This window comes from Microtetraspora malaysiensis, assembly GCF_050947145.1.
Classification (GTDB): domain Bacteria; phylum Actinomycetota; class Actinomycetes; order Streptosporangiales; family Streptosporangiaceae; genus Microtetraspora_A; species Microtetraspora_A malaysiensis.
On record NZ_CP191998.1, the window covers coordinates 426,478 to 444,888 of the forward strand.

Genomic DNA, 18,411 nt, shown 5'->3' on the forward strand with positions numbered 1-18,411 from the left:
GCCCGCGCGAGTGCCTGTGATCATTACGGCGCCCAACCATCACGCTCGGGGCGCGGCGGTGTCTGGACTGAGGAGCGAGTGGGGAGCGAGGGACGAGCGACTCCGAGCGACGAGGGAAGACATCGACTGAGGGCGCCCCGAGCCGCGTGAGCGGAGCGAGCGCAAATAGACGCAGCGACGAGGGAAGACATCGCCTCAAGGGCGCCCCGAGCCCGCGCGAGCGCAGCGAGCGCGAATAGACACAGCGAGGGAGAGGCCGAAGATCAACAGGCCGGACGCGGTCATCGCGGCCCCCGCGAGGTTGACCCCGGTGTACGGCGCGCCGTGGTCGATCACGGCCGCGCCGAGGAGCGAGCCGGCGGTGATCCCGGCGCCGAACGCCGCGGTGTTCGCGGTGCCGACCAGCGCGGAATCCCGCCCGGCGACCCGCAGCACGTACGTCTGGGTGGGGGTGAGCAACCCGAACCCGCAGGCCCCGAGGAGGAACAGGGTGACCACCGTCAGCGGCTTGTCATGAGCGGTGACGGTGAAGAGGCACAGGCCGGCCGTCAGGAGCACGAGCAGGGTGGTCGTGGTGGCGATCAGCGCGCGGTCGGCCGCGCGTCCGGCCAGCCAGTTCCCGGCCACCAGTCCGGCCCCGTAGATCGCCAGCAGCCACACCATGTCACCCGTCGTGAATCCGGTGACGCGGGTCAGCACCGGCTCGATGAACGTGAAGGAGGCGAACAGTCCGCCGAACCCCGTCGCCGTGGCCGCCAGCGCAAGCCACAGCCGGGGATTGCCGAAGACCGCCAGCTCCGCGCGCAGGTCGACGGCGGGAGGCGCGTCGTCGCGGGGGATGAGCCGGATCATGCCGGCGAGGCCGGCGACGCCGAACGCGGCGACGAGGGCGAACGCCCCGCGCCAGCCCCAGGACTGCCCGGCGAGGGTGCCCATCGGCATGCCGAGCACGTTGGCCAGGCTGAGTCCGGTGAACACCAGCGCGATCGCGCCCGCCTGCCGCCCGGGCGGCACCAGCCGGGACGCCACCACGGAGGCGACCCCGAAGAACGCGGTGTGCGCCCAGGCGGTCAGAAATCTGCTGGCCAGCAGGAGGCCGAAGGTCGGCGCGACCGCCGAGACGAGGTTTCCGGCGGTGAACACCGCCATCAGCAGCACCAGCACCCGCTTGCTCGGCATCCTGACGGTGAGCAGTGCCAGGACGGGGCCGCAGACCTGTCCGATCGCGTAGGCGGTGGTGACCATTCCGGCGTGCGCGATGGTGACCCCGAAATCGTCCGCCAGGGCGGACAGCAGGCCGTTGGTGACGAATTCGGTCGTACCGATCGCGAAAGCGCTGAGCGCGAGTGCGAGCAAGGCGGCGGGCATGGTGAGACAGGGTCCGATTCTCGTTGGGGTCGGCTTCTGCGACGGCTTCGAGGCGGCTTCGAGCCGGATTGACGACGCCCATGCTTCGCCACCGCGAGAACGGCGACCAGACACCCGCTCGTCGTACGACCGGCGTGCCTACCACAACCAGGGTCACCCTTCGCGGCGGCCCGGCGAAGAAGCCGCCGGTAGCCTGACGCCATGGGAGGAAGCGGCGAGCTGGGGGAGTTCCTGCGCCGCCGTCGTGCCGCCGTCACCCCGGCCGACCTCGACCTGCGCGCCCCGGCGGGGCGGCGCAGGGTGACCGGCCTGCGCCGCGAGGAGCTGGCCGGGCTCGCCGGGATCAGCGTCGCCTACTACACCCGGCTGGAGCAGGGACACGTCGCCAACGCCTCCGACCAGGTGCTCGGCGCGCTCGCCCGGGCGTTGCTGCTCGACGACACCCAGCGAGCCCACCTGTTCGACCTGGCCCGACGGCCCCGCCGTCCCGCCCGGCGGCGGCCCCGCGTCGAGCGGGCGCACCCGCGCACCCTCGAACTCCTCTCCGCGCTGGACCACCTTCCGGCCGTGCTGCTCGGCCGGCGCAACGACGTCCTCGCCTGGAACCGCATGGGCCACGCCCTGCTCGCCGGGCATGTGCCGTTCGACGCCCCGGACGACCCCACGACCCGCCCGTCGATGAGCCGGATGCTGTTCCTGGACGCGCGCACCCGCGAGCTCGAACGCGACTGGGAGCACTACGCCAGGACACACGTGGGATATCTGCGGCTGATCAGCGGACGCCACGGCGACGACCCCGCCCTGGCGGAGCTCATCGGCGAACTGGCCATGAAGAGCCCGGAGTTCGCCGCCATGTGGGCGGGCGGCGACGTGCGCGAGTGCACCTTCGGAAGCCGCACGCTGAACCACCCCGACGTCGGGCCGGTCGAGGTCACCTACCAGGTCTGGCTGCAACCCGACCAGCCCGACCACCGGCTGGAGATCTACACCCCCGGCCCCGATCCCGCCGCCGCGGCCGCGTTCGCCGCGCTTGAGCGCGGCCTGGTCCATGCGGCCCCGTCGCGCGCTTCCGCGGACACGGACTGAGCCATGTTGCCCGGCTGGCTGTGGTGGATCCTGCCGCTCATCGTGACGGCGGCGCTGTACGGCCTGGCCCTGCGGCGGACCGCGGGCGTGGCCGCCGGGAGCGTCGCGGTCGCCGTGGCGTTGAGCGCGGGCACGGCGATCGCGCTCGGAGAGCCGGCCAGGTCCGTCACCGGCGTGGCGCTGCTGGCCGCCGGCCTCGGCGCGGTCACGTGGGCCCTCGGCAGGGCGCGCAGGCGCGGCCGGGCGCGACGCCTCGCGCTGGCCGCGTACCGCGCGGCCGCGCCGGACGTTCCCGGGGTCGCGGCCGAGGTCGAGCGGCACCGCCTCGCCGCCGAGCTCCATGACACCGCCGCCCACAGGCTCACCGGCATCGTGGTCGGCTCCGCGTCCGCGCTGCGCCTCGCCGATCCGGCCCTGGTTGAGGAGGCGGCCCGGCACGCCGCCGAGACCGGACGGCTCGCCGTCGAGGAGCTGGAGCGGCTGACCGCCGCCGACACCCCGGCCGGCCGTGCGGACTTCGCCGATCTGGACGCCCTGATCGCCACCTGGCCCGACCCCCGGCTCAGCTACCGCAGAACGGCCGGGAGCGCCCCGCCGGAGATCGCCGCGGTCGCATACCGGGTGGTCCGCGAGGCGCTGACGAACGCCCTGCGGTACGGGCCGGGAGGCGACGTGCGGGTCGGCGTGGAGCGCGAGCACGGCCGCCTGCTCGTTTCGGTCGTCAACACTCCAGGCGACCCGCCCGTGAACGGCGGGGACGTGGCGCGCGGGCTGGGCGGCGGGCACGGGCTCGCGGGACTCAGGGCGGCGACGGCCGCCTGCGGCGGCTCCCTGTCCGCGGGGCCGGAAGACCAGGGGTGGGCCGTACGCGCCGAACTCCCGCTCGCCCCCGAAGACCGCCCGCCGTCGGCGCCGTACTCGCCGTACTCGCCGTACGAGTGGCGCGGCCGGCAGGCGGCCGACGTGGCGCTGGCGATCCTCGCGCTGGCGCTGTCCATCGGGACGAGCCTGGTGACGGCCGACGTGCCCGAGGAGCTGCCCGGAGAGGCTGCCCTGCTGGTGCCACTCTTCGCCGCGCACGCCCTGCCGCTCGCCCTGCGCAGGCGGGCGCCGCTCGCCGGCCTCGCGGCCGCGCTGTCGGTCTGTCCGCTTCTGCTCGCCGCCGGGCTCGCCGGCTGGACGACGCAGCCCGCGGGAGACGTCTTCCTGTGGTGTCTGTGGGTGGAGCTGGCGCTGCTGTACGCGGTGGGCGCGTACGGCCGGCCCGCGCTCCGGCGGTGGGGCGCCATGGCCCCGGCGGCCGTGGCGGCGGTGGGCGGGCTCGCCCTGGCGTGCGGGCCCGGGATCACCGGAAACCGGCCGGCGGCGTGGGCGATGCTGGCCACGGGTGTCGCGGTCCCCGCGACGGCGACGTGGGCGCTCGGCCTCGCGGTCGCGGCCCGGCGCGGGCGGCGCCGTACGGCCATGGTCAAGGAACGGGACCTGCTCGGCCGCGAGGCGGCGGCGGTCGTGCTGGCGGAGCGGAGCCGCCTGGCGGCGGAGCTGCGCCGTACGGCGCAGCGGCACGCCAGGGCCATCGTGGCGGCCGCGGACGCGTGTCGGCTGGACGACGTGCTGGCCGAGGCCAGGGCCGGGCTGGCCGCGCTCAGGGAGTCGCTCGACGAGCTGCGGCTCCAAGGGGACGACCCGCCGCCGACCATCGCGGGGATCGCCCTGCTCGCCGCGCGGCACCAGGGCGCCGTCCGTTACGCCGGGACGCGGCGTGCGGCGTCTCCGAGCGTGGAGGTCGTCGCGTTCCGGGCGGCCGAGCTGATCCTCCGCCACGGTGGGCCGGAGGTCACCGTGGCCTGCCACGCGGACGGCGCGGCGGTGTCGGGGCCGTCCTCCCCCGGCGCGGAGCGGCGGCTACGCGCGCTGGCCGACGCGGCCGGAGGCGGCTTCTCGCAGGCCGAGAATGGGACGGCGAGGGTGTGGATCCCGGAGGTGCTGGCGTGATCAGGGTGACGGTCGCCGACGATCAGGCGGTGGTGCGGGTGGGCATCGCAGCGGTCCTGGGCGCCGAACCCGACCTGAGTGTGGTGGGTCAGGCGGCGGACGGCGAGGCCGCCGTGGCGCTGGCCGTGTCGCTGCGGCCCGACGTGGCCCTCATGGACATCCGGATGCCGGGCTTGGACGGGCTGCGCGCGACCGCCAGGATCGGCGCGGAGGCGCCCGGCACGCGGGTCGTCGTGCTGACGACGTTCGGCTTCGACGAGTACCTGTTCGCGGCACTGCGCGCGGGCGCCAGCGGGTTCCTCCTCAAGGACACCGAGCCGGAGCGGCTCGCCGACGCGGTCCGGGTGGTGGCCTCGGGAGACGCGCTCCTCGACCCGGGGGTCACCCGGCGGCTCGTCGACCGGTTCGCGTCCGAGCCCGAACCCCGCGACGCGGCCGTACTCCGCACGCTGACCCGGCGTGAGACCGAGGTGCTGACGCAGGTGGCCCGCGGCCTCACCAACGCCGAGATCGGCGAGGTGCTCGGCATCAGTCCCGCGACCGTCAAGGACCACGTCGCGGTGATCCTCGCCAAGCTCGGGGTCCGCGACCGTCTCCAGGCGACCATCGCCGCGTACGAGACCGGCCTGATCCGTCCGGGCGTCCGCTGAGCCGGACGTCGCCGAGGGGGAGGGCGGCCCCGCCGCGCGGCGGGGGTGACGACGGTTCCGCGGCATGAGGTGGCCGCGAGATCGGATTCCTAGCGTCGTTCGTATGAGATCCAACCTGTTGTACGGCGGCGCGTGGGCGCTCGCCGGGATGATCGCCGCGGTCGTGGCCGGGACGGCGGCCCTCCTCGGGACGGCCGCCCTCGTCCCGGTGGTGGCGGTGTTCGGCGCGGCCGGACTGATGGCGGCGGCCGGAGCCGCCTGGCTGTTCGGACGCCCCGCCGTCCGGCGGTTCGGCGCGCCGCGGGCGCTGTGGCCGTACGTCGCCGTGGTGGTCCTCCTGACCGCCTGCCTCGGGGCCGTCACGGTCTTCCACCCCTTCCCCGTGCCGCCGGTGGCCGCGGCCCCGCCCGGGGTCTCCCACTGGGACCTGCCCATGGGCTCCCGCATCGCGTACGTGAAGATCCCCGCGTCGGGGCGGGCCCGGCCGACGCCGGTGATCTTCCTGCACGGCGGGCCGGGGACGCCGGGAGAGGGCGTCCCCGAGGCGGGACGGGAGCTGGCCGCCGCCGGTTTCGACGTCTACGCGTACGACCAGGTCGGCGCCGGCCGCTCCACCCGGCTGGCCGACGTGACCGGCTACACGGTCGCCCGGCACGTCGCCGACCTGGATGCGATCCGCCGCGCGATCCACGCCGAGAAGATCATCCTCGTCGGCAGGTCCTGGGGCGGCACGCTGTCGGCGGCCTACCTGGCCGCCCATCCCGGCAACGTCGCCAAGGCCGTGCTCACCTCGCCCGGCGCGATCTGGGAACCGGCCTTCCCCGGTGGGCCGGGCGGCCCCTGGGACCGGCTCGCCCCGGCCCAGGCCGAACGCGCCGACGAGCTGACCTCCGACCTCCGGTTCCTCGCCCAGGCGCTGCTGCTCCAGGTCAACCCGGCCGCCGCGCACGCCCTCGTGCCCGACGCCGAGGCCGACGCGTACTTCCGTGAGCTGCTGCTCACCGCCAAGGACGCCACCGGCTGCCCGGGCGGCGCGCCCGCGCCCGTCCACGACAACCGGCCCGGCTTCTACTCCAACCAGATGACGTCCGCCGACGCGGCCGCCGTCCCCGACCCGCGGCCGCGGCTGCGCGCCGTCCACGTGCCCACGCTCGTCGTACGGGGCGAGTGCGACTACCTGAAGTGGGCGGTCACCTACGACTACCGCCGTACGCTGCCCGAGTCGACCCTCGTCTACGTGCGCGGCGCCGGGCACTCGATCGCGAACGGCCGCCCCGACCTCTACCGCGACCTGCTCCTGGCCTTCCTTCTCGACCGGCCGCTGCCCCTCCCGCCGGTCACGTCGGCGGAGGAGCCCACCTGAGCCCGCGCGAGCGAAGCGAGCGCAAATAGAGCCGCGGCCTCGTCGATCGCCCGGGTCAGGGTTTCCGGCTCCGGGCGCAGTGCCGCGACGATCGCGTCGACGTCACGCAGCCCGGCTCGGTGCAACAGCCGCTTCTCGTTGGTCACCCACTCGCCGCGTGCGGCGAGGATCGCGTGGGCGGTCTGCGTCGCCGCGACGGCGATGGCCCCCGCGACCTCGGTGACCTGGCCGCGCTCGGCGTAGGCGGACCTGGCGTACTGGAGCGTCAGGTCCGCCCGGCCCCGCCACATCGGCGGGGCCGCCGCGCGCAGCGGCTCAGGGTAGGCGGGGCGGGGCAGCGAGCCGCGGAGCACCCGGTTGACGGCCAGCTCGGCCACCACCAGATAGCTGGGGATGCCGGCCAGGTGGAACATGAGCGGCTCCCAGTGGAAGCGTCCCTGCTCCGCCTCGGCGAGCTCGTGCTCGACGACGTCGAGGTCGCGGTAGTGGACGTCCACACGGCGGCCGTCGATGTCGAGCCACGCGCCGCCGTTGAAGACGCCCCCGCCCCAGCCGCCGATCTCGGAGACCTCGCCCTCCCAGCCGACGGCGCGCAGGTCGGCCGGGTCGAAGCCGCCGCGGTAGTAGAGGGCGAAATCCCAGTCGCTGGACGGGGTGTGGGTGCCTTGGGCGCGGGAGCCGCCCAGCGTGACGGCGCGTACGGCGGGCAGGGCGGCGAGGCGGTCGGCGACATGGTCGAGGAACGTCTGGTCGGTCATGAGGGTGCCGTTCTTTCGGAAGTGGACGATTTGACTGCGGACACGATCAGGCCGACGCCGGAGCACGGCTCGTAGGGCGTCGGGGTGCGGGTGTCGCGTGTCGTCACTTCACGGGACCAGAGCCTAATCCAGCCTCACGATCACGACAATCGGGGCGCACTCACCTGGACGGCGCGGGGGGCTCGCAGTCGGGGCGGAAACGTCGGTCGTCATGGCTACGATCTGTGCTTACTTGATCTCTCTTTGTGATTTTCGCTGATCTTCCTGGAGGGGCTGATGGTGCTGTCATCCCGGGCGTCGGCCGACGGGGCGCCGCCCGCGTCGCACGCGGACGCCCGATCGGGGCGCCGCACGGTCTGGCGGTGGCTGGGGGAGGCGGTGGCCCGCCGGCACCGGGCGGTGCTGGCCGTGTGGCTGGTGCTGCTGGCCGCATCGGCCCTGATGGCGCCCGGTCTGCTGCAGCGGGCCGTCGCGCCCACCGTGCGGGTGAACGGCTCGCCCTCGGTGACGGGGGCGAGCCTTCTGGAGCACGGCTTCGCCGGGCTGGGCACCGAGCAGATGCTGCTCATCTTCGCCTCGGCGACGCTGTCGAGCGGCGACGAGACATACCAGCGCGCGCTCCAGGCCGGGGTGCGCGCGGTGTCGGCCCAGCCGCAGGTCGGCGGGGTGCAGCTGCTGCCTCCGGTGCGCGGCCAGGATCGGCGGCGGGCGTACGCGATCGTCGGCCTGAACGGGGACCAGGCGGCCCGCCAGGCGGCTCTGCCGCCGCTGCGCGACGCCGCCCAGCGCGCCGTACGGCAGGCGTCCGGCTCTCTCGTGGACGCGCACATCGTGAGTGAGACCGCCATGCTCGCGGAGGCCAAGCACGCCGACCTGGCCGACCTGCGGCGAGCCGAGCTGGTGGCGGTCCCGGTCGCGCTGCTGGCGCTGCTGATCGGTCTGGGGGCGGCCGGTGCCGCCCTGGTGGTGCTGGCGACGGCCCTGACGGTCATGGTGACGGCCCTGGGAGTGCTCGCGGCGGCGAGCCTGCTCGGCACCGAGACGGACACCTTCATGCTGGCGGTGGCGGCGACCGTCGGGATGGGCCTCGGGCTGGACTACGCGCTGCTGATCCTCCTGCGCTACCGCCGCGCCCGTGGCATGGGGCACGAGCGAGTGCACGCCGCCGGGGTCGCCACGAGCACCGCGGGGCGGACAGCGGGCTGGTGTGCCCTGGCGGTCGCGTTGACGGCGGCGGCGCTGCTCGTGGTGCGCATGTCGATGATCCGCACGATGGCGGCGGCGGTGGGCATCGCGGCCGTGGTCGCCGCGACGGCGGCCCTGACGTTGCTGCCCGCCGCGCTGGTGGCCGCCGACCGGTGGCTGGCCCGGGGGCGGCTGAGACGGCCACGCCCACGGCGCGCCGCCGGGCGTCGGCGGCGCGTTCACCCCGGCCGGCCGGAACGCGACGGAGACGGCGCCGGCGGGTGGAGCCGGTGGGCGCGCCACCTGATGCGCCATCCCATCGCGTACACGCTGGCCTGCGTCGGCGTGCTCGCGGTCGCGGCGGCGCCGGCGGCCGGCCTGCGCCTGGGCTTCGACCTGGACCGCGCCTCGATCGCCCAGACAGATCTCGGGCGCGGGCTGGCGTACATGGAGGCCGACGGGGTCTCGTCCGCGCTGGCCGTGGTGCTGCCCCACGCGGTGGGAGCGCCGCCGGTCGACACCGGCGCGCTGGTCGCCGCGCTCGGCGCGGACTCGCGGGTCGCTCTGGCGGCCCCCTTGGACAACGGCCACGACCTGACGGTCATCCTCGTCGTGGGGCGCACGCCGATCGACGATCCGGCGATCACGGCCCTGGCGCGGCGGCTCACGGATCACGACGCTCCGGCCCTGCTGCCGCCCGGCCAGCGCGTCCTGGTGACCGGGCCCAACGCGATCTTCTCCGAGCTGGTCGAGGAGAGCACCGCCCAGCTCGGCACGGTGATCGCGCTCGTGCTCGGCTGCTCGCTGGTCTTCCTGCTGGTGACCTTCCGCAGCGTCCTGCTGCCGATCAAGGCCGTCGTGATGAATCTGCTCGCCGTCACCGCGGCGTTCGGCCTGCTGACCCTGGCCACCCGCCATTTCCCGCAGATCGTCGGCCACCAGGTCAACACGCTGATCCCGCTGCTGGCCTTCACGCTGGTGTTCGGCCTCTCGATCGACTACGAGATGTTCCTCATCCACCGCATCGCCGAGCACTACCAGGTCAGCGGGGACAACACCGATGCCGTGGTCCACGGCCTGCGCCACACCGCCCGCCCCATCACCGTCGCCGCGGCCGTCATGGTCACCACGTTCGGCGCGCTGCTCACCGCGCACCGCCACGAGCTGGCCCAGCTCGGCCTGGCCATCGCCACCGCGATCACCCTGGACGCCACCGTGATCAGGTTGGCCCTGGTCCCGGCCCTGATGCGCATCCTCGGCGCGCGCAACTGGTGGCTGCCCGGCGGGCTGGCGCGGCTGCTGCCCGCGCCACGCGGCGGCCCCGGCGCCGCGCCCCGCGAGACCGCCGCCGTCCCCGACCCCTCGGACGTCACGTGACAGGGAGGCGGCGGACGGATGTCATTCGTCGAGGTAGCGCTGGGCGGCGTAGATGCCGAGGGCGCGGATCATGACCGTGTGCCGGTTGAGGGGCAGCAGGTCCTGCAGCGGCTTCCACGCCTGGTCGATCACCTGGCGGGCGTCGGCGAGCGCCGCCGCGACGGCGCCGCAGTCCCGCAGGGCCTCGGCGACGCGGACCGCGGCGACCGGGTCGGCGCCGCCCGCGCGGACGACCTCCCAGACCTCGCGCAGCCGGGGCTGGGGCAGGCGGGCGACGGCGTGGGCCAGGGGCAGGGTGACCTTGGCCTCGCGGATGTCCTCGCCGGCGACCCGGGCGACCCGGGCGGTGGCGTCGCCGGGGGAGGCGAGCAGGCCGAGCAGGTCCGCGATGTCGTCGTTGATCTGGTAGGCGAGCCCCACGGCCTCGTAATACGCGCTGATCGCGGCGAACCGTTCGTCGTCCGCGCCGGCCAGGACCGCCCCGAACTCTCCCACTCCGCGGACCACTCCGCCGGTCTTCAGCCGGTGCGTGGTCCGCACCCTTTGCAGCACCGTGCCGGCGTCCCCCGTGGCGACGGCGGCGTCCATGGCATCGTGGTGTCCGATGATGTCCAGCGCCTGCCCGGCGTGGCTGCGGCGCAGTCCGCCCAGGTAGGCCTCGTACAGGCGCAGCCGCCGTCGCGGGTCGTCGGGCAGCAGCCTCCGGACGACCTGGTCGAAGACGAAGTAGGCGTGCGTCCCCGCGTTGATCGCGATTGCCGGGCCGAACACGGTGTGAACCGCGGGGCGTCCCCGGCGGGTCGGGGCGCTGTCCTCCACATCGTCCACGATGAGACTGGCCGTGTGCAGCAGCTCGGCCAGCGCCGTCAGCTCCTGGTGCGGCCGGCTGTCCACGCCCAGCATCTCCATCGCGGCGAGTGCGCCGTAGCTGCGCCAGCCCTTGCCCATGGCGTCGACCATGTGCCGGATCGGCGCGACCAGTGAGCGGTGCAACGGGTCGGTGACGAGGTCGACGGGCCACCCCTCGTCCGGGTCCATCCCGGCCAACGCCGCGATCGCCGCAGGTTCCGGAACATCCGGATATACGCGGACAAGCTCGGCGTGGGTGATCTCGCGCAGCCGCTCCATGTGGCGTTCGAAGTCGCGGATGCGGGTGACCGGCAGCACCTCCAGCCACCCTCTGCCGCGGACCGGCCGGCCGTGCAGCGTGCCCTCCGCCGTGGCGCCGCCGTCCAGCTGAGCGCCCAGGCCGAAGACGACATGCCGTTCCTGCTCGGGGAAGCGAGCGCGGACCCGCAGCGAAAGGCCCGCCTGGGGCGATTCGATCCCCCACTCGGTGGGATAGGAGTTCAGCGTCGTCATCGAGCCCCAGGACGCGGAACCTGTGAGCCGCGCCGGAGCCTCGTGGCGGATGCCGTCCGGCGCCACGAGCACCACCGACGCGGGCCGGTCGGCCACGCCGCCGGCGAGGTCCGCCGTCCGGGAGTGGACGGCCACCACCTCCCAGCCGTTGTCCAGGTGCAGTCCGGCCCACGTCCGGCAGTGGTCGATCGGCGGGTGGGCGTCGGCCTGGGGAAGCTCGGCGGCGCCGAAGGCGTGCCGGTACATCGCCTCGCCGAACATCGCCGCGTCCCGCCGTCCCGGACGGCTCCGCGTCGCCTCGACCGCCAGACGGGGCACGACGTACGTGTAGCACGCCTCGTCCACGCCGAGCGGCGCCCCCAGCCGCACCGATTCCGTCACGGCGGGCTTGAGGGGGCGCAGCCGCAGGAGCCAGCTCTCCCGGTCGCCGCGCAGGACGATCCGGTAGGTGCCGTCGGCGTCTCCGGACAGCTCGGCGATCCCGCCGAAATCGAGACGCAGCGCACCGGCGGCGAGCCGGACCGGGCCGGGGAACACCTGGTCGGGGGCGATCGGCTGCCCGCCGGAGCAGGCCTCCCACACCGCCTCGGCCACGCTGGGGTCGCAACTTCTGGACGCGTCCAGACAGGTCAGCTCGACCGCGCCGACGTCACGCCAGGTCTCGGCGCGGTAGGTGGCGCCGTCCGCGGTGCTCCAGGAACACCCGTAAGAGGTCAACGGGCTGCCGTCCGGCCTGGTGGTCCGGTGGCTCAGGAAGGTGACCAGGAGCTGGAGCTCCTCCCCGTCGTCGTCGCGCAGGTCGGCGGCGAACCGCCACGACTCCGTCCCGCAGTCGAGGTGCGGCCGGTCCTGCACCGGCGCATCGACCGGCTCGCCCGGTCCGGGCCAGCTCGCCATCCACTCCGCCGGGACCTCCCGCTCGGCCACCACAGCATGCCCCCTTTGTCGTCACCGTTAGCGATTGATTGATCGCGAATTGTAATGATGGGGGATGCGAGACCCGTCGGCTACCTGATCGGGAGGACTCGGGGCGGGCCGGCTTCCCGCGGGCGACGGCCGCGCGCCGAACGGCCGCCCGCAAACACAGGGATCGAGGGAGCGGAGCGGAAGGGAGCGAGGACCGCAGCGGTGGCCCGGCGAAGCGGGCCGCCGCAGGTTCCTGCCGGCGAAGTGACCGGCCCGGCCAAGGTACGTGGACGCCCCACTATTCGGGGAACTCGGCTCTGACGCCCAGCAGCCGCACCGGCCGCCGTTCGGCGAAGCGGTCGAGCGCGGCGAGCGCCGCCTCCTCGATCGCCGCCGGCTCGGCGGTCGGCGTCTCCAGAGCGTGGCCGTGGGTGTGGGTGACGAACGGCGCGTAGCGCACTTTGACCACGACGCGGACGGCGGGTCGTCGCTCGGCGGCCACATCGCCGGCCACCCGCCGGGCCAGCCGTACCACCTCGTGCCGCACCTCGTCCCAGTCGTCGAGATCGTGCTGGAAGGTGGTCTCACGGCTGCGCGAACGCGGCACGTACGGCGTGCCGACCACCGGCGACGTGTCCTGGCCGCGGGCGAGCCGGACCAGCCACGGCCCGATCGTGGGGCCGAACCGTTCGGCGAGGACGCGCGGATCGGTGCCCGCCAGCTCGGACACCGTGCCGATCCCCAGGGCGGCGAGTCGCCGGGCGGTCTTCGGCCCCACTCCCCACAGGGCGTCCGTCGGCCGGTCGCCGAGCACGTCGAACCATGTCTCGCCGGTCAGCCGGAAGACGCCCGCGGGCTTGCCGAAGCCGGTCGCCAGCTTGGCCTGCAGCTTGTTCCGCCCGATGCCGACCGTGCAGTCGAGGTCCGTGGACTCCCGTACCCGCCGCTGGATCAGCCGGGCCGTCCCCTCGGGATCGTCGTCGACGACGCCGAGGAACGCCTCGTCCCAGCCGACCACCTCGACCACGGCCTCGAACTTCCGCAGCGTCGCCATCACCTGGGCCGACGCCGCCTCGTACGCCTCCCGGTCCACGGGCAGGAACACCGCGTCCGGGCATCGCCGCGCCGCCGTGCGCAGCGGGAGGCCGGAGTGCACGCCGTACGGACGCGCCTCGTACGAGGCCGTGCTCACCACGCCGCGCTTGGTCGGGTCCCCGTCCCCGCCGACGACCACCGGACGGCCGCGCAGCTCGGGACGGCGCAGCAACTCGACGGCGGCGACGAACTGGTCGAGGTCGACGTGCAGCACCCATCGGGCCACATTTCATTGTGGGCCCAGGCGCCCCGCCGAGCATGAGTCAGGGGCCGCGGCGACGCCGAAGGCCGAGCACGGAAAGCCGGTCGGCCGCCCCCGGTTGGAGTAGCGTGGCCCGCCGTGACCGACTTCATCTCCCTCCCCTTCTATGACCTTTTCCATGAAAAAGGGCATGTGCCGGAGATCCAGAAGAAGCTCCCCCCGCTCCTCACGGACGTACGGCGCAGCATCCTGGAGATCGGCGCGGGGACCGGCCTGATCACCACGTCGCTGGCCGACTGGACGCCCGCCGAGATCTTCGCGCTGGAGCCCTCGACCGGCATGCGCGCGGTGCTGCTGTCCCGGCTGTGCGCACGCCCGGAGCTGTTCGAGCGGGTGACCGTGCTCCCCTGCGACGCGCTGAGCGTGGCCCTGGACGAGCCGGTCGAGGCCATGGTGATGATCAACGTGATGTACGCCCTGGAGCCGGACTACCGCAAGCGGCTCTGGCCGGTGCTGGCGGACCGGCTGGAACCCGGCGGGCTGCTGGTCTTCACCTGGCGCGACGGCGGCGCCCCGTCGGAGCGCCCCCTCAAGGAGCTGGTGTCGCGTCAGGTCGGCCGGCACACCTACACGGTCTTCTCCGAGATCCTCGAGTCGGACGGGGAGGCGTGTAAGGCCCGCTACCTCTACCAGATCACCCAGGACGGCAAGCTGATCAGCGAAGAGGAGATCGTCGGCCACTCCTACCGTCCGGTGTGGGAGACGCTCGAAGGCGAGTTGGTCGGTGCCGGGTTCGTGCAGACCGAGGCGCCCGAGGGGCTGCTCGCCTGGCGGCTGTCCTAGGTCGTGTCTGACAAATCAAGCCCTGCTGCGCGCGGCCCAGACGGCGCCTCGCTGCGTTGTCGTCGTCGGCCGTAGGCTCCGCTACGGCCTCCTCCTCCGCCTTGCGATGCATCCGTCTGGATCCGCGCTCGCTACGGGCAGCATTTGTCAGACGCTCCCTAGCCGTTTTCCTTCGCGATCGCTTCGCGTACGGCCGGGACGATCTCTGTGGCCCAGCGGCTGAGGGAGACGAGGTCCGGCGTCCCGCCTTCGGGTGAGAAGAGCGTGAACCCGGATGCGCGATGCTCCAGTACGGCCCCGGTGAGTTCCTCGACCCACTGGTCCACCGAACCGCCGATCCAGCGGCCCTCGCGGTTGCGGGTGGCGGACAGCGGCCGGTCGGTGATGCGCCCGGGGAAATTGAAGACCGTGCGGATCTCGTGCGGATCGCGGCCCACGGCCTCCGCCGCCCGGTCGATGATCGGTCGCGAGGTCCGGTATCGGTCGCTGAGCCAATCCGCCGCGTGGCCGGGGATCCAGCCGTCGGCCACCCGGCCGGCGGCGGCCAGGGATTTCGGGCCGACCGATCCGGTCCACACGGGGGGCGCGGCCACGGGAGCGGGCTCGATCTGGTCAACCTGGTAGTGGCGGCCCTGGTAGGTGACCGGTGGTCCGCCACCCGACAGCTTCTTGACCAGGGTGATCGCCTCTTCGAAGGCGTCCACGGCATCGGCCGGCGACAGCCGTGGCACTCCCATGTCGGAGATCCGATCCCACAACCCGCCCGCGCCCATGCCCAGCACGACGCGACCGCCGGACAGCGCCGACAGCGACGTCACCATCCGCGCCAACATCGGAGCGGGCCGGGTCGGCAGGTTGGTCACGTTGGCGAAGCCCGAGATCTGCCGCGTGCGTCCGAGGATGAATCCGATGGAGGCGTAGGCGTCCAGCCGCCCGCCAATGTAGGGATGGTCCGACTGCGAGAAGAGGTCGAGCCCGTCACGGTCGGCCTGTTCGACCATGCGCAGCAACTCCGGCCCGTCGTCGATCCTGCTGTGCGCCCCGAACCCGAAGACGACTTTCTGTGCAGGCAATGCTCTGCCTTTCGTTAGATGGGCCATGGTGCCAGTTAGTCCCGTTGTGGCCGGTATGTCGGCGAAAGCGTCGTTGCGCGGAGACGTCGGCAATGGCCCGGACGTGGTCGCCGGCGTGCCGGCGTTCAGCGCCGAGGTGTGATCACCAGGCGTACGCCTCGGGCGCGGGCTTGGCCCCGTTCGGTGCCGGCGACGGGACAGGTGGTCTCGTCAGGTGGTCTCTTCGGGCGAGCTCGTCAGGCGGGCTCGTCAGGCGGTGGGGCCGAACTGTCCGATGAAACGGCCGGTGAACAGGTCCGCGCCCTTGAACTCGGAGACCATCGACGCCGGGGCGACGAACGGGCCCTCGGGAGAGGGCAGCTGTCCGACACCGCCGTTCGGACCGAGCGGGAGCAAGATCATGGGGTAGGGCAGGGGCTGGTAGGTGGCCGTGGGCGGCCCACCGTTCAGCTGGGCGGTGATGTTCTTGGCGACCACCTCGGCGTGCTGCATCGCGTAGCCGGCCATCTTGGCCTCCGCGACGTCGGTGATGTCGCCGACCGCGTAGACGTTGTCGTACCCCTCGACGTTGAGGAACTCGGTAACGGGCACCTGGCCCCGCGAGTTGAGAGTCGTGAGCCTGCCGTTGGCGAGGTAGCCGCTGTTGGTGCTCACCCCGTAGGCGCGGAACCAGATGTCGGCGGTGATCTCCTCGCCGTCGGTGGTGGTGACGGTGAACGCGTCGGCCTGGCCGGGTTCGGTGCGCGGCAGCGCCGCCAGGCTGGTGCCCAGGCGCACCTCGATGCCCCGGGCGCCGAGCTGGCCGTGCAGATCCTCGACGCTCTCCGGCTGGAAGCCGGAGAGCAGCTTCTCGGCCGGGTCGACGATGGTCACGTGCTTGTCCGGCCAGACCTCCTTGATCTCCCCGGCCAGTTCCAGGCCGACCGGACCGGCGCCCAGGATCAGCACCTTGTCGGCCCGGCGCAGTTCCTTGTGAGTCCGGCGCAGGTCGTCCATCGCGGCGCTGATCGAGTCGGAGACGGGCTTGGCCGGGTAGGTGTAGCTGGAGCCGGTGGCCAGGACCACGTAGTCCGCCGCGACACGCTCGCCCGAGGCCAGGGTGACACCGTCGGGGTCCACCGAGGCCGCGCGGTCGCGTACCACCGTGCCCTTGGTGAGCAGCGTCTCGAAGGGGAAGAACATGTTGCCCGCCCAGTCGGGCCGGGTCACCGCCCGCAGCGATCCGGCCGCGTTGACGAACGCGTCCCGGGGATCAATGAGGACGACGTCAGCCTCGGACTCCAGCGCCTTGGCGACCGCTGCGCCCCCGTAGCCTCCGCCAATGACCGCCACTGTGCGACTCATGATTTCGCGCCCCTCAGAGAAAGTAGAGTTCGTGCCACGAACCGTTTCGATTCGCACCACGAACCATATTAGTTCGTGGTACGAACCGCAACCTTCTCGGGAACGCGATGTCGCGCGTCAGTGGTCGCGAGCGGCGGGACCCCCTTCGTCCGGCTCCAGGAAGACCACGGGAACCTCGTTGTCCAGCACGACGCGGCCCAGCAGGTCGGCGAGCGTGCCGCGGTCGGCCGGACTGAGACTCCCCGGCAACTCCTCGATCCGCCTGCACGTCTCGGTGTAGAACTCCCTCGCCACCTTGCTGCCATGCGCGGTAAGCGCGACCTGCACCGCGCGCGCGTCCTGTGGATCCGGTTCGCGCCGAACCAGGCCGTTGCGCTCGGTGCGGTCCACCAGGCCGGTGAGGCTCGACTTGGCCAGCTTCAGCATCGCCCCCAGTTCGCTCATGCCATGCGGCCGCGCCATCAGCACGCACAGCAACTGCCCCTGCTGCGGAGTCAGTCCGTACTCCCGCCCCGATTCGGCGTACACGGCATTCACCAAGAACGAGGAGCGCACCAGCGCGGCCACAACCCCGATCTGGCCATCATCAGGTTTATCCATTCGGCCAGGATAACAGCGGACACCCTCTTAATTCGCGCGACGAACTATGCGCGTAACGGGCGTGGGGAGGTGGTCGAGCGCGGCGCATCGGTCGAGATCGGCGTCGATCTTGGGCGTGCTTGGGCGGCACCCCGATCGCCGTCCTGTCCCCGTCACCGAGTTGAGAGACGGGCGTAGAGGATGACGTTGTCGGTGTAGTGGCCGCGCCGGCGGTCGAACGCGCCGCCGCAGGTCACCAGGCGCAGGCCCGCGTGGTCCAGCGGGCCGTACACGCGGCGGGTGGGGAACCGGCTCTTCGGCACCAACTCCACCGACTCGACCACGAAGGTGGCCACCGAGCCGTCGGCGCGGCCGACCTCGACGGTGTCCCCGGTCCGCATGCGGCCGAGGTCGTAGAAGACGCCCTTGCGGCCCGCGCCGTCGACGTGGCCGAGGATGACCGCCGCCCCGCGCTCGCCCGGGGTCGCCCCGTGCGCGTACCAGCCGGCCTCCTCGGGGTGGTCCACCGGCGGGATCTGCACGGTGCCGTCGGGGTTGAGCCCGAGCCGGCCGAGCGCCACGTGGACGCCGATCTTCGCGATGTCCAGGCGGCGCGGCTCGGACGGCCGGAGCACGGGCGCCGCGGTGGAGGAGATCCGCTCCGCCGCGGCGCCCGTTCCCTCGGCGGTCGCCGCGGTCACGGGCGGTGGGGCCGGAGGGGTGTCCGCCGGGAGGACCCCGCAGCCCACGAACACGGCGCCGGTCACAACGACGGCGGCGGCCGCCACGCCCAGGGGGCGACGACCGCCGTCCGTCCTCGCGCCCGGCATGTCAGGCGCTGAATCAGGCACCGGCGCGCGACCTGCGGCGCAGCGCCAGCACGCCCACCCCGGCCCCCGCGGCGAGAAGTGCGGCGCCCGTCGGAACCAGCACGCTCGCGGTGTCCGAGGGGCCGCCGCCGGTCTCCGGGGCGCCGCGCGGCACGACCCGAGGGCGCGGAATCGGGGTGGCCCTCTTCTCGCCCGAGGACTCCGGCGCGGCCGACGGTACGGGCGAGGGCTTGGTGACCGCCGGCTGGGCGTCCGCCATGGCGGTGGAAGTCATGGGCGCGGCCAGTACGGCGATGCCGAGCGCCGAGGCGGCCAGCGCGGTACGGATGAATCGCATGTGTTCTCCTTGCGCGGCGGCGTGGCGGGAGGATCCCCGCAGCGCGCACGCTGGTCGT

Annotated in this window: 15 protein-coding genes; 6 read left to right on the forward strand and 9 right to left on the reverse strand. The window is 73.3% G+C overall.

Going from position 1 to position 18,411, the window contains the following annotated elements; genetic code table 11:
- Positions 1-195: 195 nt before the first annotated feature.
- Entirely contained in the window at positions 196-1,368 is a 1,173-nt protein-coding gene (locus tag ACQP1V_RS02130) for an MFS transporter (protein ID WP_433418304.1), read from the reverse strand.
- Positions 1,369-1,569: 201 nt separating this feature from the next.
- Here ACQP1V_RS02130 and ACQP1V_RS02135 point away from each other — a divergent pair, with 201 nt between their 5' ends.
- From ACQP1V_RS02135 to ACQP1V_RS02150, 4 genes are all read left to right on the forward strand, one after another.
- A complete protein-coding gene (locus tag ACQP1V_RS02135) occupies positions 1,570-2,454 on the forward strand; it encodes a helix-turn-helix domain-containing protein (protein WP_433418307.1) in 885 nt (294 codons plus the stop codon).
- Between the two features lie 3 nt (positions 2,455-2,457).
- The gene (locus ACQP1V_RS02140; protein WP_433418310.1) at positions 2,458-4,449 is read left to right on the forward strand and encodes a histidine kinase; all 1,992 of its coding nucleotides are present in this window, start codon (positions 2,458-2,460) and stop codon (positions 4,447-4,449) included.
- A complete protein-coding gene (locus tag ACQP1V_RS02145; protein ID WP_433418313.1) occupies positions 4,446-5,099 on the forward strand; it encodes a response regulator in 654 nt (217 codons plus the stop codon). The genes ACQP1V_RS02140 and ACQP1V_RS02145 overlap by 4 nt, the downstream gene beginning before the upstream one ends.
- A gap of 103 nt (positions 5,100-5,202) precedes the next feature.
- Entirely contained in the window at positions 5,203-6,462 is a 1,260-nt protein-coding gene (locus tag ACQP1V_RS02150; protein WP_433418316.1) for an alpha/beta hydrolase, read from the forward strand.
- On the opposite strand, the gene ACQP1V_RS02155 is transcribed toward ACQP1V_RS02150, so the two are convergent.
- Positions 6,381-7,220 carry a nucleotidyltransferase domain-containing protein gene (locus tag ACQP1V_RS02155; RefSeq protein WP_433418318.1) on the reverse strand — a complete coding sequence of 280 codons (840 nt, stop codon included), beginning with the start codon at positions 7,218-7,220 and terminating at the stop codon, positions 6,381-6,383. The genes ACQP1V_RS02150 and ACQP1V_RS02155 overlap by 82 nt on opposite strands.
- 276 nt (positions 7,221-7,496) lie before the next feature.
- On the opposite strand from ACQP1V_RS02155, the gene ACQP1V_RS02160 reads away from it, so the two are divergent.
- Positions 7,497-9,782, forward strand: coding sequence for an MMPL family transporter (locus tag ACQP1V_RS02160; protein WP_433418320.1), 2,286 nt, complete (start codon positions 7,497-7,499; stop codon positions 9,780-9,782).
- A 21-nt stretch (positions 9,783-9,803) separates the two neighbouring features.
- On the opposite strand, the gene ACQP1V_RS02165 is transcribed toward ACQP1V_RS02160, so the two are convergent.
- Positions 9,804-12,074, reverse strand: a complete 2,271-nt coding sequence (locus ACQP1V_RS02165; protein WP_433418322.1) for a polyprenyl synthetase family protein — start codon at positions 12,072-12,074, stop codon at positions 9,804-9,806.
- Positions 12,075-12,348: 274 nt separating this feature from the next.
- Positions 12,349-13,359, reverse strand: a complete 1,011-nt coding sequence (locus tag ACQP1V_RS02170; protein ID WP_433418325.1) for a DNA polymerase IV — start codon at positions 13,357-13,359, stop codon at positions 12,349-12,351.
- Positions 13,360-13,485: 126 nt separating this feature from the next.
- On the opposite strand from ACQP1V_RS02170, the gene ACQP1V_RS02175 reads away from it, so the two are divergent.
- Positions 13,486-14,190: a class I SAM-dependent methyltransferase gene (locus ACQP1V_RS02175; protein WP_433418327.1), complete on the forward strand. Its 705-nt coding sequence runs from the start codon at positions 13,486-13,488 to the stop codon at positions 14,188-14,190.
- A gap of 158 nt (positions 14,191-14,348) precedes the next feature.
- Here the strand turns inward: ACQP1V_RS02175 and ACQP1V_RS02180 are convergent, their stop codons facing one another.
- The 5 genes from ACQP1V_RS02180 to ACQP1V_RS02200 form a co-directional block, all read right to left on the reverse strand.
- On the reverse strand, positions 14,349-15,263 hold the full coding sequence (locus tag ACQP1V_RS02180; protein ID WP_433418330.1) for an LLM class flavin-dependent oxidoreductase: 915 nt from the start codon (positions 15,261-15,263) through the stop codon (positions 14,349-14,351).
- A 249-nt stretch (positions 15,264-15,512) separates the two neighbouring features.
- Positions 15,513-16,607 carry an NAD(P)/FAD-dependent oxidoreductase gene (locus ACQP1V_RS02185; protein WP_433418333.1) on the reverse strand — a complete coding sequence of 365 codons (1,095 nt, stop codon included), beginning with the start codon at positions 16,605-16,607 and terminating at the stop codon, positions 15,513-15,515.
- Positions 16,608-16,724: 117 nt separating this feature from the next.
- A complete protein-coding gene (locus ACQP1V_RS02190; RefSeq protein WP_433418335.1) occupies positions 16,725-17,207 on the reverse strand; it encodes a MarR family winged helix-turn-helix transcriptional regulator in 483 nt (160 codons plus the stop codon).
- 152 nt (positions 17,208-17,359) lie between these two features.
- Positions 17,360-18,037, reverse strand: a complete 678-nt coding sequence (locus ACQP1V_RS02195; RefSeq protein ID WP_433418337.1) for a class F sortase — start codon at positions 18,035-18,037, stop codon at positions 17,360-17,362.
- Positions 18,030-18,353 (reverse strand): hypothetical protein, encoded by a 324-nt coding sequence (locus ACQP1V_RS02200; RefSeq protein ID WP_433418338.1) that lies wholly within the window; start codon positions 18,351-18,353, stop codon positions 18,030-18,032. Before ACQP1V_RS02200 ends, ACQP1V_RS02195 begins: the two co-directional genes overlap by 8 nt.
- Positions 18,354-18,411: the final 58 nt, after the last annotated feature.

Excerpts from the sequence above, each read along its gene's own strand:
- ACQP1V_RS02130 (WP_433418304.1), bottom strand. The coding sequence starts at position 1,368 with ATGCCCGCCGCCTTGCTCGCACTCGCGCTCAGCGCTTTCGCGATCGGT.
- ACQP1V_RS02135 (WP_433418307.1), top strand. The coding sequence starts at position 1,570 with ATGGGAGGAAGCGGCGAGCTGGGGGAGTTCCTGCGCCGCCGTCGTGCC.
- ACQP1V_RS02140 (WP_433418310.1), top strand. The coding sequence starts at position 2,458 with ATGTTGCCCGGCTGGCTGTGGTGGATCCTGCCGCTCATCGTGACGGCG.
- ACQP1V_RS02150 (WP_433418316.1), top strand. The coding sequence starts at position 5,203 with ATGAGATCCAACCTGTTGTACGGCGGCGCGTGGGCGCTCGCCGGGATG.
- ACQP1V_RS02155 (WP_433418318.1), bottom strand. The coding sequence starts at position 7,220 with ATGACCGACCAGACGTTCCTCGACCATGTCGCCGACCGCCTCGCCGCC.
- ACQP1V_RS02160 (WP_433418320.1), top strand. The coding sequence starts at position 7,497 with ATGGTGCTGTCATCCCGGGCGTCGGCCGACGGGGCGCCGCCCGCGTCG.
- ACQP1V_RS02185 (WP_433418333.1), bottom strand. The coding sequence starts at position 16,607 with ATGAGTCGCACAGTGGCGGTCATTGGCGGAGGCTACGGGGGCGCAGCG.
- ACQP1V_RS02190 (WP_433418335.1), bottom strand. The coding sequence starts at position 17,207 with ATGGATAAACCTGATGATGGCCAGATCGGGGTTGTGGCCGCGCTGGTG.
- ACQP1V_RS02200 (WP_433418338.1), bottom strand. The coding sequence starts at position 18,353 with ATGCGATTCATCCGTACCGCGCTGGCCGCCTCGGCGCTCGGCATCGCC.